Source organism: Niabella drilacis, from assembly GCF_900101395.1.
Taxonomy (GTDB): Bacteria; Bacteroidota; Bacteroidia; order Chitinophagales; family Chitinophagaceae; genus Niabella; species Niabella drilacis.
On sequence record NZ_FMZO01000001.1, the window covers coordinates 693,071 to 710,498 of the forward strand.

A 17,428-nucleotide genomic window follows, 5' to 3' on the forward strand; every position below is an offset into this window, starting at 1 on the left:
AAAGTTGGTAATTAAAAAGAAAGCGTTTACATTTGCTTAAACGTATAAGCTTTAGGCTCCCGATTGTTTACTACAAAAAATGTCATTATGAAAAAAAATGGATTGCTGTTCCTTGCTTTACTCTCCTTTTGTTTTGGCTTTTCGCAGGAAAAGTTTAATGGGCTGGATATGAGCCTTGGCAATTTATCGCGTCTTTCGGATGCAAAGACCCGCTCCATCAGTCCTGAAAATTTTACGGGGGAGAAGGGGAAGGGGGCCATGGCCGACCCTGCCCGGGATAAGGGCAAACGCAATGTAGCCAATGCCGCCAATGAGGCACGTGACCTGGGAAAAGGCTGGAAGGTGAACCCCTTTATCATTATAGAGCCGGGGGAAACCTTTACCATGGCAGATATAGCAGGGCCAGGCGCCGTCCAGCATATCTGGATGACACCAACAGGGAACTTTAATTTTTCGATCTTCAGGATCTATTATGACGGAGAATCAGATCCCTCCGTAGAGAGTCCGGTAGGGCCTTTCTTTGGTATTGGATGGAACGAATTTTCTCCATTGAATTCGCTGGCGATGACGGTGAACCCGGGCAGTGCCTTTAACAGCTACTGGAAAATGCCGTTCCGTAAGAACTGTAAGATCACTATGCAGAACATGGACACACAGCCCATGCGGTTGTATTACCAGGTGGATTATACCCTGACAGATGTGGGTTCTGATGAGGCCTACTTTCACGCCCAGTACCGCCGCAGCAAACCCAATATGGGCTCATTGCATACCATCCTCGATGGAGTAAAGGGTAAAGGACAGTATGTGGGCACCTATATGGGCGTGGGCGTCACCAATAACGGCTGGTGGGGCGAAGGTGAGATAAAATTTTTCATGGATGGGGATAACGACTATGCAACGATCGTAGGCACCGGTACCGAGGACTATTTCTGTGGCTCTTATAATTTTGAAAATAAACGGACCCGTCAGTACCAGGAATTTTCAACGGCTTACGCCGGCCTCCACCAGGTGCTCCGGCCGGATGGCTTATACGGATCGCAAATGCGTTTTGGCATGTACCGCTGGCATATTATGGACCCCATCCGGTTTGACAAGGATCTGAAAGTAACCATACAGGACCTGGGCTGGAAATCAGGTGGCCGTTATCTTCCGCAGCACTCGGATATCATTACTGTGGCTTACTGGTACCAGACGGAGCCCCACAAGAAGTTCCCGAAACTTCCTGAAGCAGATGTGTTGGAGGTGAATTAAAGTTTGAAGTTTGAGCCGGTTTCATGCTTGCAGCGCTTCCTTTAGTTTCACGGTGGGGGTTTAAGTGGTTGAAGGCAGGCTGTTGGCTGATAACTGCCCCGAAGTTTCGGGGGCTGATAGCTGGGATCTGACCTCTTGCACAATAAAAAACGAACATATGCAAATAAAAAATACGCTTACTGTGATGGCGGCCATTGCCGTTTTAATGTCCTGTAACGGGGGGACTAAAACGCCAGCCGCCGCATCCGATACAACAAAAACAAATACCGTTATGGAAAACCATGCACCCGGAAGTTTTGGATATGATATGAACTTTCTGCAGCAGAAGGACAGTGGTCTCATTGTGCTGAAAAGCAGTGACGGGGCCAGCCAGGTCATAATATCGCCGCGTTACCAGGCAAAGGTATTTACCTCTTCAGCAGAGGGCCCCACGGGTAAAAGTTTTGGATGGGTTAATTATAAAGCCTTCGATGGCCCGGAAGATGCACACATGAATGCTTATGGCGGTGAGGACCGGCTATGGCTCGGACCTGAGGGCGGGGTGTTTTCCCTGTACTTTAAACCGGGAGCAAAAATGGAATTTGAACACTGGAAAACGCCTGCGCCCATTGACACAGAACCCTGGCGTCTGGATGCTTCTGATGCGGCTTCCGTTTCCATGAGCAAAGACATGAACCTGCAAAATTATGCCGGCACACAGCTGCAGTTAAAAGCGGCAAGGCAGGTTTCTTTGATCGGTGCGGATGCCATTGCTTCGGAGCTGGGTGTTACTTTAAACCCGGGTATTAAATCCGTTGCGTTTAAAACGGTCAACAGCATCACCAATAGCGGCACGCAGGCTTGGGATGAAAAAACCGGGGCGCCCTGTATGTGGAACCTGGATATGTTTATGCCTTCTGAGGGCTGCACCATTGTGATCCCGTATAAGAATGAGGCGGCCGGGAAAGTAGCCACCACCGATTATTTCGGGGAGATCGCCAAAGACCGGATCCGTTACAGCGGCGGCCTGTTGTTTTTTAAGGCAGATGGCAAGTCGCGGGGCAAGCTGGGGATCCCGCCCGCCCGGGTAAAAGACATGGCCGGCAGTTATGATGCCATCGGCAATGTGCTGACCATCGTAAAATATGATATTGATCCTTCCGGGAAGTACTTGAACCAGGAGTGGCGTACAGACCGGGCTCCGTTCAGCGGGGATGCCATGAATGCCTATAACGACGGGCCGCTGGCCGACGGAAAACAGATGGGACCGTTCTATGAAATTGAAAGCGTGTCGCCCGCAGCTTTTCTGAAACCTGGAGCTACATTGACCCATCAGCATAGTGTATTTCATTTTACGGGAGATAAAGCGGCATTGAGCGCTATATCAGAAAAGACACTGGGGGTATCCGTGGAAGCAATAGAAAAGGTTTTTGGTAAGTGACCATAAGCGGGGAGTGAATGGTGAACAGGTAATGGTCAATGATTCATAGCTGATGGCATGGGGCAGGGGACCGGTCCGGAATGGTCTGTCCAATATCTAACGTCTAAAATCTAAAGTCTAACAGATGGCAGTAAAACGGAATGTACAAAAAAATAAATATCCCAGGATCGGGATCCGCCCCATTATTGATGGCCGGCTGGGCGGAATCAGGGAGTCCCTGGAAGTAACAACAATGGGGATGGCAGCAGCAGTGGCTGCATTGTATTCAAAACATCTGCGCTACCCGGACGGAACACCGGTCGAATGCGTTATCGCCGACAGCTGTATCGGGGGTGTTAAGGAAGCGGCAGATTGTGCGGCGAAATTTGCCGTCAGCAATGTGGGGCTTTCTTTGTCGGTAACCCCCTGCTGGTGCTATGGTTCGGAAACCATGGATATGGATCCGTCCATTCCGAAGGCCATCTGGGGCTTTAATGGTACCGAGCGCCCGGGGGCTGTGTACCTGGCTGCAACCCTGGCGGCGCATAACCAGAAGGGATTGCCCTGCTTTGGGATCTACGGCCGGGATGTACAGGATATGGGAGATGCAACAATACCGGGGGATGTGCGGGAAAAGCTGCTGAATTTTGCAAGAGCCGGTATGGCCGTGGCCATCATGAAAGGGCAATCGTACCTGGCGATAGGTTCCGTATCTATGGGCATTGCCGGTTCCATCGTGGATCCGCAGTTCTTCCAGGAATACCTGGGTATGCGCAATGAGTATGTAGATTCTTCTGAGATCCTCCGGCGCATCCAGCTGAACATTTTTGATCCCGCCGAATTTACAAAGGCACTGGCTTGGGTAAAGAAGTATTGTAAAGAGGGGAAGGACTATAACCGTAAAGAAAAAATAAAGTCGAGAAGGGAGAAAGACCGGGACTGGGAATTTGTGACCAAAATGACCATGATCATACGCGACCTTATGGTCGGCAACCCCAGGCTGAAAGCAATGGGATATGCAGAGGAAGCCCATGGGCATCATGCGCTGGTATCGGGCTTCCAGGGGCAGCGGCAATGGACCGACTTCTTACCGGATGGTGATTTTTCGGAAGCGATCCTGAATTCTTCCTTCGATTGGAACGGTATCCGTAACCCGTATATGGTAGCCACGGAAAATGACTGCTACAACGGAGTTTCTATGTTGTTCAATTACCTGCTGACCAATACGGCGCAGATCTTTGCCGATGTGCGCACCTACTGGAGCCCCGAGGCAACGGAGCGGGTATCGGGCTGGAAGCCGGAAGGAGCCGCAGCGAATGGATTTATTCATTTGATCAATTCAGGGTCTGCTACGCTGGATGGAACAGGGCAGCAATCGCGGAATGGAAAGCCTGCCATGAAGCCCTTTTGGGAGATCAAAGAGAAGGAAGCCGCAGCGTGTATGGATGCTACCACCTGGAGCCCTTCCAACAGGGATTATATGCGCGGCGGCGGATATTCCTCTACCTTTCTTACGAAGGGGGGGATGCCGGTAACCATGTGCCGGTTAAACCTGGTAAGAGGGCAGGGGCCTGTATTGCAGATCGCGGAAGGATATACCATTGATCTGCCGGAACGGGTACATGCGGTCTTAAATGAGCGTACCGACAGGATCTGGCCCACTACCTGGTTTGTGCCCAACCTTACCGGTACAGGCTTTTTTAAAGATGTGTATGCTGTAATGGCAAACTGGGGGGCTAATCATGGAGCCATTAGCTACGGGCACATCGGGGACCAGCTGATCACATTGGCTTCCATGCTGCGCATACCTGTGGCGATGCACAACGTTCCGGATGAAAAGATCTTCCGCCCGTCTGCATGGGGCGCTTTTGGTATGGACCCCGAAGGTTCTGATTACCGGGCCTGCGCTGTTTACGGTCCGTTGTACGGGTAAAGCGTTTGGGCGGCAGGTTTGAGGTTGGGGCTGTTTTATGCTTAACGAGCATTCTTTAGTTCAACGTTTAAAGTTCAATGTTCAAGTTAGAACCGCTTTTTACACTCGATGTTCAGATCCCATTTTCAAATCTTCAGATGGTAAATCCCGATAGCCATCAGGATAAATTGTTCCGGGTTTAACGTGGTTGAATGTTTTAATATTGTTAAAAGGGCGCTGATAGCTGACAACTGACCGCTGAAAGCGTCTTCTGTAAACAAAATTCACATTTTTATATCTTATATTAACCCCGGCAGACAGGATCTTGCAAAAAATATGTATTTTACCGCTTCGTATGGAAAGGGCTGGTGAATAAGCGAATGGTCAATAGTCAATGGTTGCTATGTTTAACGAAAGCTTTCCGGAGGAGCGCTTCGTATTTGGGAACCCGCAGCAGCGGAGAACGTAAAACCTGGAACTTTAAACCCCGAACCTGATTGCGCTGCCGTTCTGTACCAATAACGATAAGTAAATAACAATTAAGAATAATTTTTTCCAATTTACACAATTGATATGAGCAACAAGAAATCACTTTTTATCCGCGACGGGGTTAACTATGCTGTACCATTTGCAGCGATCAGCGCATTGTTTTTTCTTTGGGGGGTGGCACATGGTTTGCTTGATGCACTGGATAAGAATTTCCAGGAAATGCTCCATCTGAAAAAATGGCAATCCAGTTTAATCCAGTTTCATTTATATGGCGCCTATGCTGCTATGGCAATACCGGCGGGCTTATTCATGAAAAAATACGGGTATAAGAAAGGAGTGATTTTCGGGCTGATCCTCTTTGCCACAGGTGCGCTGCTTGCAGCAGTTACTGCCCCGGTACAATCTTTTGTATTATTTTTATTTTGCCTGCTCATCATCGGCTGTGGCCTCGCTACGCTTGAAACGGCGGCCAATCCCTATACCACGAAACTGGGTCCGCCGGAAACGGCTGAGCGCCGGATCAATTTTTCCCAGTCCTTCAACGGTCTGGCCTGGACGGTTGGTCCATTGATCGCTATATATATTTATGGCAACCGAAGCCATGTTGAAGGCGAAAAAATGATGTCTATCGTGTTGCCTTTTGCGCTTATTGGCCTGGCGGTGCTGGTTGTGGCCCTTATTTTTAAGCGCCTGAAACTTCCTGAAATTACCGAAGAAGATGAGAATGCAGCCCACGGTATTCATAATGATTCAGCAACTACGGCTACGGGGGAAGCAATGGATGTATCAGACCCTTCAGATTCAAGATACATTACCAAGAAACCTTTGTGGCAGAATCGGCATTTTAAATTAGGGGTCATTGCACAGGCCTGCTATGTTGGAGCACAAACAGGTGTATTCAGCTATCTTATTAATTTTCTTACTGATGATAAGGATATGCACATGGAGCCGCGCTTTAAGGTAGCGGACGGCCCTTATTTTTTATCCATAGGTTTTGCACTGTTTATGATAGGAAGGATATCCGGCAGCGCGCTGATGAAATATTTTAAACCCGCCAAATTGTTGGCATTTTATTCCCTCGCAGTGTGTCTTTTATTGCCAGTAGTGGGGGCAGAAATTGGGTGGCCGTCCGTGATCGCCCTTTATGGGGTGTTCTTTTTTATGTCAATCATGTTTCCCACCATTTTTGCATTAGCCATTAAAGGCCTCGGCCCGCAAACAAAGCGGGGGGCGGCTTTTCTCGTTATGTCAGTTGCGGGCGGAGCCATATTTCCCCTGCTGATGGGCGCTATTTCTGATACCTACGGAATGGCTGTAGGTTTCTTTGTACCGATCCCGCTGTTCCTGTTCATCCTGTATTATGCAACCAACGGTTATAAGGTGAAAGCATAAACGGAAACTCTTTAAAAATAATAAAGGCGCGGGTAGGATCCTGCGCCTTTTTTTGTGTTGTTCATAGTTTATTGTTCATGGTTCAGGGGCTGACACTGATAACCCCTATGGTTGTTTAAAGTTTGAGGTTCAAAGTTTCAGGTTAGATCCGGTGTTTTACCCCTCAAAGATCACAGGTGGGGTCCTGGTTTAACGGGGTGGAACATTGCTGAATGTGGTTGAATATTGTTTAATGACCGCTGATAACTGATAACACACCGTTCCCCGCTGTTTCTTGCTCCGGAAATCATATATTTTTTTTGTGGTGTTTATAAAAAAACTTTATCTTTACTTAAACGATTAAGCTTTTACGATTGTCTTGAATAGTGCAGCAGGCAAAAGCCGGATTTAAAAAACTGTTTGGATGTGTGCGTCCGGGTGTTACCATTAGGATTTTTAGTTTAAACGATTAAGCATTTTTTGAACATTTTATTTATAGCGGGGCAAGTCCCGTCATCTTTTAATCTTCTATAGTTATGAACCAAAAACGAAACCTTCCATTTGACCGCTCATTACGGCGGAGCTGCTTAATGGCTTTATGGAGCGTTTGCCTGTTAATGTTTTACCGGCAGGCAAGCGGTACTCCTTCCGCCATGAGCCACAAAACAAACTGCCTGAAGGACACCGTTCCGTCGAGTAGCTGGGTGCTGCACGGGATTGTTACCGATGAGAACAGCAAGCCTATACCGGGCGCGTCCGTTAAAATAACAGGTGTTGCCAATAAGGGCACTTCAACAGACCTAAGCGGCCGGTTCATGCTCGAAATGAACAACGTTGCCGACAGTATTGAAATTTCTAACGTTGGGTATATTACCCAACGGATGTTGCCGGGTGGGCAACGGAATGTAGCCATCACCCTTTACATTGATGAGGTAGCACAGAAAATGAACGAAGTAGTAGTGGTGGGCTATGGAACGCAGAAGAAAATTACGGTTACCGGCGCTGTTTCATCGGTGTCGGCGAGCGATATGCAGCGTGCGGCGGCGCCTTCTTTGTCCAATGCCATTGGTGGCCGGCTGCCTGGGATCATAACGCGGCAGAGCAGCGGGGAACCGGGCTACGATCAGGCCCAGGTATTCATCAGGGGCCAGGCTTCGTTTTCGGGTGGTAACGGGCCATTGGTACTGATTGACGGGGTAAGAGGCCGGGATATGAATAATATTACGGCGGAGGAAATAGAAAGCTTTACCATCTTAAAAGACGCCTCTGCCACTGCCGTGTATGGTGTAAGCGGTGCAAACGGCGTAATCCTGATCAACACCAAGAGAGGCAAGATTGGCAAACCTCTTGTCAGCCTGCGGTCAGAAGCCGCCCAGCTGACCGCATTGAGGATGCCGGAGTACATTGACGGCTATGAATATGCCAGCCTGCTGAATGAAGCCCAGCGCCATGCCGGGATGGAGAATGTGTCCTATTCCGATGAAGACCTGCAGAAATATGCCGATGGCACTGATCCTTATTTACACCCGAATGTGAACTGGACAGATGTGATCCTTAAAAAACATACTTACCAGACCATTCATAACCTCAACATCTCCGGTGGTTCGGAAATGGTGCGTTATTATACCAATGTGGGCTTTTTAATGCAATCGGGGCTGTATAAAGAGGATGGGTTGAATAAGTTTAACACCAACTCCAACCTGAAGCGGTATAATTTCCGGTCGAATATTGACGTAAAGCTTTCCCAAACGTTCAGCCTTACGGTTGGTCTGGGGGCGATCATCCAGAACGGTCATTACCCCGGCACCCCCATGCCGAATATCTTTAGTGCCCTGGGGGTTATTTCCCCGATCCAGTACCCGGTAAAGAACCCGGATGGCTCCGTAGCCGGCGGTGCTTCTTACCTGGGCCGTAATCCTTATGCACTGGTTACGCAGAGTGGCTATTCCGATCAGGCCCGGCATACCCTGCAAAGCACGCTGGCCGCCAAATGGGATCTGTCCCGCCTGGTTACCAAAGGCCTGTCTGTTAACGGCCGCTTTGCGTATGATTATTATAATTTCAGCGGGATTGACCGGATCAGGGCTTACGAAATTAAACAGTACATGGGCAAGGATCCTGTTTCGGAGGAAGACAAATATACGGTGGTACGGGAAGGCGGTAACCTTGGGTATGCAAAATTTGTCAGCAGTAATGACAGGGGCTCATACATAGAAGGCTCCCTGAACTACCAGCGTACTTTTAGCAGTAAACATGACGTGGGCGGTTTATTATTGTTTAACCAGAAAGAAGATACCTACCTGGCAGCACCTACATCTATTCTGGCTTTACCTTACAGGAGCCGGGGCTATGCCGGGCGGGCCACCTATGCTTATGACAACCGGTATATGGCAGAATTTAACGCGGGGATCAACGGTTCCGAGCAGTTCCCGCCGGATAAACGTTATGGCTTTTTTCCCTCTGTCTCTGCCGGCTGGATCGTTTCCAACGAAAAATTCTGGAATATAGACTGGATGAACCAGCTGAAAATAAGAGGTTCTTATGGCAAGGTGGGTAATGACAGGATAACGCCGAATAATGATATCCGGTTTCTATACCTCACCACAATAACCAAAGATGCCAATACGGCCTGGTTTGGCAGCAGCCAGCAGGGATATAAAGGCTATGACGAAGGCCAGATAGGGGTTACAGACGTTACCTGGGAGTCTTCCTTCAAAAAAAATATAGGCTTTGATGCAGAGCTTTTCAATATGCTCACTTTGCAGGTAGATGCGTTCAGTGAAAGAAGAAAGGGGATGTTGATCCGTAGAGGAACCATTCCTTACGTAGCAGGATATTTTTCCTGGATTGTTCCTTTCGGTAACCTGGGGGAATCGAAGAACCATGGTATTGACGCCAGCTTAAAGTTCCAGAACAAGCCTGCTCCCAATCAGGTGTATTTCTCATTCATGGGGAATTTTACCTATGCGCACAACAAGATTATTGAAAATGACCAGCCGCTGAGAGAAGGGGTACCGTATCAATCTGCCCGGGGGCATTCTATCGGGGCCCCGTATGGCCTTCAGGCAATCGGATTGTTTAAGGACCAGGAGGAGATAGACCAGAGCCCGGTGCAAAGGTTTGGCCAGGTGCGGCCGGGGGATATCAGGTATGCAGATGTGAACGGCGACGGCATTATTAATGCCGATGACTATATATTCCTGGATGGCCACCCGCGCGATCCCGAAATCGTTTATGGTTTTGGCGGTACCGTTGCCTGGAAAGGTGTGGACCTGAGCGTGTTTTTTAACGGAGCAGCCAGGACAAGCATATTTACCGTAGGCCCCTCTGTCTTTCCGTTTTTAAGAGGCCCGGGCAGCTATAATATACTGAAGGAATATTATGATAACCGGTGGACGCCGGAACATACGGATGCCCGCTATCCCGCAGCCACCCCTGAAAACAATTCGAACAATTTTCAGTACTCTTCACTTTATCTCAGGAACGCCGCTTACCTGCGGTTGAAAAATGCTGAAATTGGTTACAGCCTGCCGGAGCTGATGATGAAAAGGTACAAGTTGAAAAGCCTCCGGTTCTTTATAAACGGCACCAACCTGTTAACGTTCGACAAGTTGAAGTTCCTCGATCCCGAGTCAAATAACGGCACCAATAACGGGCTGGACGCGGATAACCTGGGGCGCTACCCCCTGCAACGGTCTGTGAACTTTGGGTTGCAGGTCAACTTTTAATTAATGTATTTAAAAAATATACTGATGAAAACGAAACTATTTGTATCGGGGCTGCTCCTCCTCCTCTTAAGCTCATGTTCAAAGTACCTGGATAAGACCCCTGATGAAGATCTTACGCTCAAAGATGTTTTTGCCAGCAGGCTGCATACCGAGGCATTCCTGACTTCCATGTATGCCGGCCAGGAGTGGGACATTAACCCTGTAGATCCCGGGAACAGGGCCCCATGGACGGGTTCTTCCGATGAAATGGAAATCACTTTCCCGGGCAGTTATGTGCATTATCTGAACAATGGCGGATGGAACTCCCAGAATATTCTGGACAACTGGCAGTTTGCTTATCAAACCATCCGCAAGGCCAACCTGTTCCTGGAAAATATAGACCAGCTGCCTTTCCAGGATGGCTATACGCAGGAAAACAAGAACTCCTGGCTGGGGGAAACTTATTTCCTCAGGGCCTATGATCATTTTATGCTGTTCAGGCTTTATGGCGCTTTTCCCATAATGGACAGGGCCTGGAATACTTCAGAGGATTTTACAACCATTAAAAGGTCGCCGGTAGAAGCCTGTGTGGATTTTATTGTTAAGGACTGTGATAAGGCCATCGACTTATTGCCTATTGCCGTATCCAGCGACAAGCTGGGCCGGGCTACCAGGGCCGCTGCGCTGGCATTAAAGGCGCGGGTGCTGCTTTATGCCGCCAGCCCTTTATTCAACGGCAATAATGACTTCAAAAGCTTTAAAGACCCGGACGGCGTCAACCTGTTCCCGCAAAGCTATGACGCCAATAAATGGAAGGTTGCGGCCGATGCGGCAAAAGCATGTATTGATGCCTGCGAGGCGGGAGGCTATGGTCTTTATACGGCTGCCGGTAATGAACCCCTGCAGAATTATACAAATATATTCCTGCAAAACCATAATAAGGAAGTGCTGTGGGCCACCAATTACCAGGCTTTTCAGCATTTGGAACGTTGTTCCAATCCCTTAAGCTATGGGGGGTATTCGATCATGTCCGTATCCCAGCAACTGGTAGATGCCTACAGGGATACCCTGGGCCGTAACGTGATCACGGGGTATAATGCAGATGGCACGCCCGTTATCAATAGCGCAACGGGATATACAGAAAACGGATTTACGGCTGCTGCGGGAAAATACTGGCCTGCAGGAGTAAGTAATATGTATGTGAACAGGGAACCCCGTTTTTATGCGAGTGTTCACTTTTCGGGGCAGATGTGGAAAAATACCGCGATCCAGATGTGGTATTCCGGCAAAGACGGCGCTTCTAAAAACGCTTCCGACTTTTCTAAAACCGGGTATGTATTGCGGAAGTTCTCCAACCCGCTGATCAATATTGTAACCAATACCGGGTGGGATCTCAAAACGTTTATTTATTTCCGCCTGGGCGAACAGTACCTGAATTATGCTGAAGCGTTGAACGAAAGCCAGGGACCGGTGGCAGATGTATACAAATATGTAAATGCCATCCGTAACCGCTCGGGGCTTCCCAATCTGCAGGATGGGCTCTCTAAGGAGGATATGCGTGCCCAGATCTGGCAGGAGCGCCGGATAGAGCTGGCTTTTGAAGGGCATCGTTATTTTGATACAAGAAGATGGAAGATTGCGGCAGCTACCAATAGCGGCAACCTGTACGGGTTAAATATAACCGCAGGTACCTCGGCAACCGATGCGTCGTTTTATAAGAGAACGGTTGTGGAAAAAAGGGTTTTCCTGGCGCCCCGGGATTATTTCTGGCCGGTGCCACAGTCAGAGCTGGACAAAGACCACAATTTACAGCAGAGTATGTACTGGTAATAAAATACACCGGCTGAATACCTCCATCACAATAAAACTATAAAAATGAAAAGTAAAATAATTTTTATCATAGCCTGTATCTCAATGGTCCTTGCTTCCTGCGATAAATATAACAGCGGCATTGAAGATCCTGACCTATACAAGAACGTGTATATGCCGCGTGCTGCTGATGATTCTACCGTGGTAGCCGTAACGAGGGATGAGGCTTCCTTTGAGTTAGGCTATAGCGCCAGCCTGGGGGGGCTTGAAAATGCAGCGGGCGATATCAATGTATCTTTTAAAGTGGATGAAGCCGGAGTAACGGCTTTTAATGACCGGTATGGAACAAATTACCCGTTATTACCTGCTGCTAATTACTCGCTAAGCGCTGCTGCTGCTGTTATACGTGCGGGGGACCGCAGTACGGATAAATTAACGCTGACCGTTAAGTCCAATGAATCACTCGCGTTATTTAAAACCTATATATTGCCCATAAGCATACAATCCGTGGAGGGCGGCGGCAAGATCCTGCCCAAATATGCCACTACTTATTACCTGGTAAAAGTGGGACAGCCGGAAATACTGAACCTGGGAAGCAACTGGGGAGGGATCCTTAGCATCGGGCCAAAAAATACGGTTATTTCCAATGAGAAGGTATCAAAGGATATATTGATGTACCTGCCGGATGATAAAGGCTTTTATAAACAGGCCCCGCTGCATATCGGCATTAACTGGGATGCATCAGAATCCTTCTACTATGTGAACGAAAAAGCAATGATGGTAAGAAATGCGCCTTACTGGGCCGGGCTATTCCGGTTTGATATGTTTCCCGAAAATATCACACAAAATAATCCCAAACCGGCCGAAAATATTATCAGGTCAATTGCGGACTGGAATACGTTTTGGCAGGGAGATTTCTGGGATAAATACCTGATTACTCCCTTTGGTGATTACCTTTTTACCAGGGATAATGGCGGCACTTTGTGGAGGCAACCTATGTTTTCAAAAATAAATGTGAACAGGACCCAGGTGGCCACTGCGTTCGATTATACACAAATAGTGGCGTATCCTTCCACCAATCCCAATGCATTGATTTGTGTGAATGCAGCCGGCGATTTATGGTATTATCCTGTGACCGGAGGCGTGCCGGGAGCCGGAAAGAAAGTGGGGACCGGCTGGAATGTCTTCAGGAAAATTATCGTGAGAGGAAATGAAATACTGGCGCTTGGTCAAACAAATGGTTTATACGCTATTGCTTTTGATCCGGATAAAACTTATTTTTTCTAAGATATGATGCAACAATTCAGAATATCCGTTTTATCGGGCTATTGTATATTAGGGATCCTTTTCTGCGCCTGCAGTAAGGGGTCCGCTCAGAAAGATCCCGTGCCGGATCCGCCTGCTGCAACGGGTCAGCCTCTTTACCAGGCTGATCCCACTATTTTTCTTTACCAGGGAAAATATTACCTCTATGGTACGGATGGAAGTACACCGGATAAAGGAATCAGGGCGTACGTGTCTTCCGATAAAAAACAATGGCAACCTTCGGCGCGACCGGGAGGAGGATTTGTGCTGACAGTGGGGGAGTCCTTTGGCACCAAAGGCTTTTGGGCGCCGCAGGTATGGCATCAGCATAATAAATTTTATATGGCCTATGTAGCCAATGAGCAGATCGCTATTGCTGCATCGGACAGCCCGGAAGGCCCGTTTGTTGCAACGGCGCCTATTGCCTTTGATCAGAAAAACATAGATCCTTATGTTTTTATTGATGATGACGGCAAAAAGTATCTTTATCATGTAGACATTACCAACGGCAATAAAATTTATGTAGCGGCCATTAATGATGATTTTACCGCTATTGATAAAAGCACGCGTACCTTATGTATAACAGCTACAGCGCCGTGGGAAATAATACAGGCAAGGGTTACGGAAGGGCCTACCGTATTAAAGCACAAAGGGATCTACTACCTGGTATATGCTGCCAATCATTTTGAGAGCCAGCAATATGCAGTAGGCTATGCCACGGCTTCCGGCCCTATGGGCCCCTGGACAAAAGCCGCCGAAAACCCGATATTGAGCATGGGTAATACGGGCAAACCGGGCATCGGGCACGGTGATCTATTTACGGATACGGATGGATCTATGTACTATGTATGCCATACCCATAATGCCATGGACAAAGTATCGCCCCGCCGTACGGCAATGGTAAAAGCAAAATTTATTGCCAGCCCGGGTGGCGCGGATCAATTAGTGATGGATACGCAAAGTTTTACTTTTTTGAAAACAGAGAAGTAGCGGCGCATATCAATATGCCGGGGAATAAGATAAAACCCGGTGCGGCCCCGGCGGGCGATGATGCATCCTGTTTATGGCGGCGGCCTGAGGAATGGGAAGCGCCCTCAAAAGAAAAAGAATAATGAAACAGCTACCGTTCATGAAATATGCAGCCGGTATCCTGGCAGGGATATTTTTACCGCTGCACGCATGCCGTAAAACGGAGGCTGGCGGACAGCCATCCATAACGATTGCGGAAGATACGCTGTATGCGGGTAAGAAAACCGCCGTGTCTGCGGTTATTCAGCTGCAAAATGCCCACCTTATTAAAGAACTGAAAATCCAGCAGGAAACGGCTCCGGGTAAATTTTCGGAATATGTTCGGGTGCCGGCTGCACAATTATCGGGTCAGTACGATTTCAGGTTTGACATTCCCGGGAACAAACAGGATATCTATGCTTTTTTAATTGTGGTGATTGACCAGGGGGGAAAGCCCGTTGATACCAAAAGACTTTATGTAAATACGCAAACCGGCCTGGTTCCGGTTAAGTTGACCCGGATCTCCCGCTTAACCGGTGCTCCCCTGGCGGGCGAAAAAATAATCAACCCTGCACCAACAGCACGATGGAACATCGGTGGAACGGACCTGGGAATTATGTGGGATATGGAGAACGGCCAGACCGGTATTTTCTTTGGGGATACCTATGGCAACGATTTTAAGCCGGTGGGTGGTGGCCCCGGGGCTGCCGGTCAATGGCGGTACAATACATTAGGTTTTTCAGGCGATGCACACCTGGACGATGGTTTGTCGATTGATCACATGGCTGCCGATCCCGGTAATGATAACTTTGCCCGGCAGATTATTCCCAAATCGCCCAATGGATACACCGCGATTCCATCAGGGGCAATTCATGTGAAGGGCATAGACTACGTGCATTACTGGGACTTAAGATCATGGGATGGGTTTGTAACCAATTTTGCTTCATTGTACCAATCAGCAGATCATGGTAAGAACTGGACCCGGTGTACCTCCGTGTACTATCCAGCGGGCAGTAAATTTACCTGTTCGGCCTATGCAAAAAAAGATGGCTATGTTTATATCGTAGGCACCAAAGTATTGAGGGGTACAGTTCCATATCTGGCCCGGTGCCGGGAGCAGGATCTGCTGAACCAGCCAGCCCACGAATATTGGAACGGAACACAATGGATCGTGAATGATGAAACGGCTGCAACTCCGCTTTTCAATGGCGCTATGGGAGAGGCGTCGCTTTCATTTAACCAATATTATCATGTATGGATGTTAACCTACCTGGGAGACCGCGACCTGGAGATCCGTTATGCTCATGATGTCAGCGGTCCCTGGTCCGGACCCAATATACTGGTCAATACCTCGCTGTATCCGGCCTTATATGGAGCATTTGTGCACCCCCTGAGCGGGGGAAAGGAAATCTATTTTAATATGTCGCAGTGGGTCCCTTATAATGTTTTTTTTATGAAGGCAGAACTGGCCTTTATGGAGTAAGGCGACCCTGGAGGAAACAGATGCTAAAAAACGAAATAAGCAGTTGAAAGAATGCGGTTGTTCTGGATTTTTATTTTTATATGTCTTTATTCGTGTATCCCTGTAAGGGAGCAGCAGCGTTTCTTTGCAGCGGCGGCTGTAGAGCCGGTTGGAACAGATACACAGAGTGACGGCGATTTGTGGCCGGCTGCCTGGTCCGATGATGACCAGCTGTATGCTGCCAATGGAGATGGAAAGGGATTTGACCTGAACGGGGAATGGGACGATATCGTGGTAAACAGGGTTTCGGGGATGATTGCGGATAACAGCCTGTCCGGCGTCCGGCTGGCTTCGGGCAACCAGGTGGCGGACCTGTTTCTGGACACGGCTCAATATAACCGGAAGCCTACCGGGATGATCTCTGTAAAGGGCATTCTGTACCTGGCCGTGCAGCACTTAAATAAAAAAGGGAAACGCACATTTAATGAAGTTCCGGTTGCCAGCATCTATGCTTCGGCTGATAAGGGACGTACCTGGAAGGGCCCTGACCAGCCTATGTTTATCGATTATGTATTTACCACGATCATGTTCCTGGATTATGGGAAAGATAACCGGGACAATGTTTTCGATCACTATGTATATGCATATGGGTTAGACAGTAACTGGCGGGATTCTTATAATGATATTGTACCGGATCCGCAACGGCTTTACCTGGCCCGCGTTCCCGCGGATAAGATACTGGACCGCTCTGCCTGGGAATTTTTTTCAGGCACCCGGGGCAGGTATGTGCAATGGTCTCCGGATATTTCCGATAAAAAACCGGTATTGGAAGATCTGCGCAGGCGCTATCCGGCCAATAGCGGGCAACCAGGGTTGAGTAAGGATTTCAGTGTGATCTCCCAGGGATCGGTTGTGTATAACAAACCGCTGCAGCGGTATATTTATACTTCATGGACAGAATTTACTTTTGAATTTTATGAAGCACCAAGCCCCTGGGGTCCATGGAAATTGTTTTTTTCTTATGATTTTGGTCCGTATCCCTGGACAGAAAAACAATATGGCGGCTATGCAGTTGTAGCTCCTTCCAAATTCATCAGTGAAGATGGGCAGATGATGGGACTGGTCAGCAGTACCTTTTCGGGCGGTGTAAAGCATTATAATTTTGCTTACAGGAAATTATGGCTGGTTCCCTACGTAAAGAATCTAAAGACCCGTGCCGACCGCTCTGACAGTAATATTGCAGCGAATCGCCCCCCCGATATTGTTACACCGCTTTTGGGCGGAAGTCTCCGGAGGGGTCACTTATCTTTTTTAAATGATGCCGGCCTGGAGCAGGAGGCAGGGCTGAACAGGTTGCTCCCGGAAAAGGGACAGGAATATTATTGGGGGTATAGCTTCAGCAGGCCCTATTGTATGAATGAGCTGGTGTACTATTCCGGAACTGCGGACACAGCTGTTAAAGCAACCACAGATGGTGTGCGGGTACAGGTCCGGAAAAATTTCAGGTGGAAAAATGTAAAGACAAAGATCAAACGCATTTCTTACCAAAATGAGCATTCATCCTCCCGGAATAAATATATTATAACTTTCAAAAGGATTTCGGGAGATGGTATCAGGATTGTTGGCAAACCCGGTAAGAGCAGTTTGCTTGCGACGATCCGGGAGTTAGCGGTCTTTAACCGGTAATATCTTTATTTTTAAATAAATAGTTGACG

The 17,428-nt window shown here is 48.2% G+C and carries 10 protein-coding genes; all 10 read left to right on the forward strand.

Annotated elements, in window-relative coordinates; translation table 11 throughout:
- Positions 1-87 precede the first annotated feature (87 nt).
- Entirely contained in the window at positions 88-1,251 is a 1,164-nt protein-coding gene (locus tag BLS44_RS02905; RefSeq protein ID WP_090388488.1) for a glycoside hydrolase family 172 protein, read from the forward strand.
- 157 nt (positions 1,252-1,408) lie between these two features.
- Positions 1,409-2,671, forward strand: a complete 1,263-nt coding sequence (locus BLS44_RS02910; RefSeq protein ID WP_090388633.1) for a DUF6786 family protein — start codon at positions 1,409-1,411, stop codon at positions 2,669-2,671.
- A 124-nt stretch (positions 2,672-2,795) separates the two neighbouring features.
- Positions 2,796-4,583: an L-fucose isomerase gene (locus BLS44_RS02915; protein WP_090388489.1), complete on the forward strand. Its 1,788-nt coding sequence runs from the start codon at positions 2,796-2,798 to the stop codon at positions 4,581-4,583.
- A gap of 552 nt (positions 4,584-5,135) precedes the next feature.
- Positions 5,136-6,443 carry a sugar MFS transporter gene (locus BLS44_RS02920; protein ID WP_090388490.1) on the forward strand — a complete coding sequence of 436 codons (1,308 nt, stop codon included), beginning with the start codon at positions 5,136-5,138 and terminating at the stop codon, positions 6,441-6,443.
- Positions 6,444-6,958: 515 nt separating this feature from the next.
- Positions 6,959-10,150 carry a SusC/RagA family TonB-linked outer membrane protein gene (locus BLS44_RS02925; protein WP_090388491.1) on the forward strand — a complete coding sequence of 1,064 codons (3,192 nt, stop codon included), beginning with the start codon at positions 6,959-6,961 and terminating at the stop codon, positions 10,148-10,150.
- A 24-nt stretch (positions 10,151-10,174) separates the two neighbouring features.
- Positions 10,175-11,959 (forward strand): RagB/SusD family nutrient uptake outer membrane protein, encoded by a 1,785-nt coding sequence (locus BLS44_RS02930; protein ID WP_090388634.1) that lies wholly within the window; start codon positions 10,175-10,177, stop codon positions 11,957-11,959.
- A 45-nt stretch (positions 11,960-12,004) separates the two neighbouring features.
- Positions 12,005-13,225 (forward strand): DUF1735 domain-containing protein, encoded by a 1,221-nt coding sequence (locus tag BLS44_RS02935; RefSeq protein ID WP_090388492.1) that lies wholly within the window; start codon positions 12,005-12,007, stop codon positions 13,223-13,225.
- 3 nt (positions 13,226-13,228) lie between these two features.
- A complete protein-coding gene (locus BLS44_RS02940) occupies positions 13,229-14,233 on the forward strand; it encodes a glycoside hydrolase family 43 protein (protein WP_245729077.1) in 1,005 nt (334 codons plus the stop codon).
- A 121-nt stretch (positions 14,234-14,354) separates the two neighbouring features.
- Positions 14,355-15,734, forward strand: a complete 1,380-nt coding sequence (locus BLS44_RS02945; RefSeq protein ID WP_176954290.1) for a DUF4185 domain-containing protein — start codon at positions 14,355-14,357, stop codon at positions 15,732-15,734.
- A 57-nt stretch (positions 15,735-15,791) separates the two neighbouring features.
- On the forward strand, positions 15,792-17,399 hold the full coding sequence (locus tag BLS44_RS02950) for a DUF4185 domain-containing protein (protein ID WP_176954291.1): 1,608 nt from the start codon (positions 15,792-15,794) through the stop codon (positions 17,397-17,399).
- The last annotated feature ends 29 nt before the right edge of the window (positions 17,400-17,428 follow it).

What these genes read in the sequence shown, in the direction of transcription:
- BLS44_RS02905 (WP_090388488.1), top strand. Translation starts at nt 88, where the DNA reads ATGAAAAAAAATGGATTGCTGTTCCTTGCTTTACTCTCCTTTTGTTTT.
- BLS44_RS02910 (WP_090388633.1), top strand. Translation starts at nt 1,409, where the DNA reads ATGCAAATAAAAAATACGCTTACTGTGATGGCGGCCATTGCCGTTTTA.
- BLS44_RS02915 (WP_090388489.1), top strand. Translation starts at nt 2,796, where the DNA reads ATGGCAGTAAAACGGAATGTACAAAAAAATAAATATCCCAGGATCGGG.
- BLS44_RS02920 (WP_090388490.1), top strand. Translation starts at nt 5,136, where the DNA reads ATGAGCAACAAGAAATCACTTTTTATCCGCGACGGGGTTAACTATGCT.
- BLS44_RS02925 (WP_090388491.1), top strand. Translation starts at nt 6,959, where the DNA reads ATGAACCAAAAACGAAACCTTCCATTTGACCGCTCATTACGGCGGAGC.
- BLS44_RS02930 (WP_090388634.1), top strand. Translation starts at nt 10,175, where the DNA reads ATGAAAACGAAACTATTTGTATCGGGGCTGCTCCTCCTCCTCTTAAGC.
- BLS44_RS02935 (WP_090388492.1), top strand. Translation starts at nt 12,005, where the DNA reads ATGAAAAGTAAAATAATTTTTATCATAGCCTGTATCTCAATGGTCCTT.
- BLS44_RS02940 (WP_245729077.1), top strand. Translation starts at nt 13,229, where the DNA reads ATGATGCAACAATTCAGAATATCCGTTTTATCGGGCTATTGTATATTA.
- BLS44_RS02945 (WP_176954290.1), top strand. Translation starts at nt 14,355, where the DNA reads ATGAAACAGCTACCGTTCATGAAATATGCAGCCGGTATCCTGGCAGGG.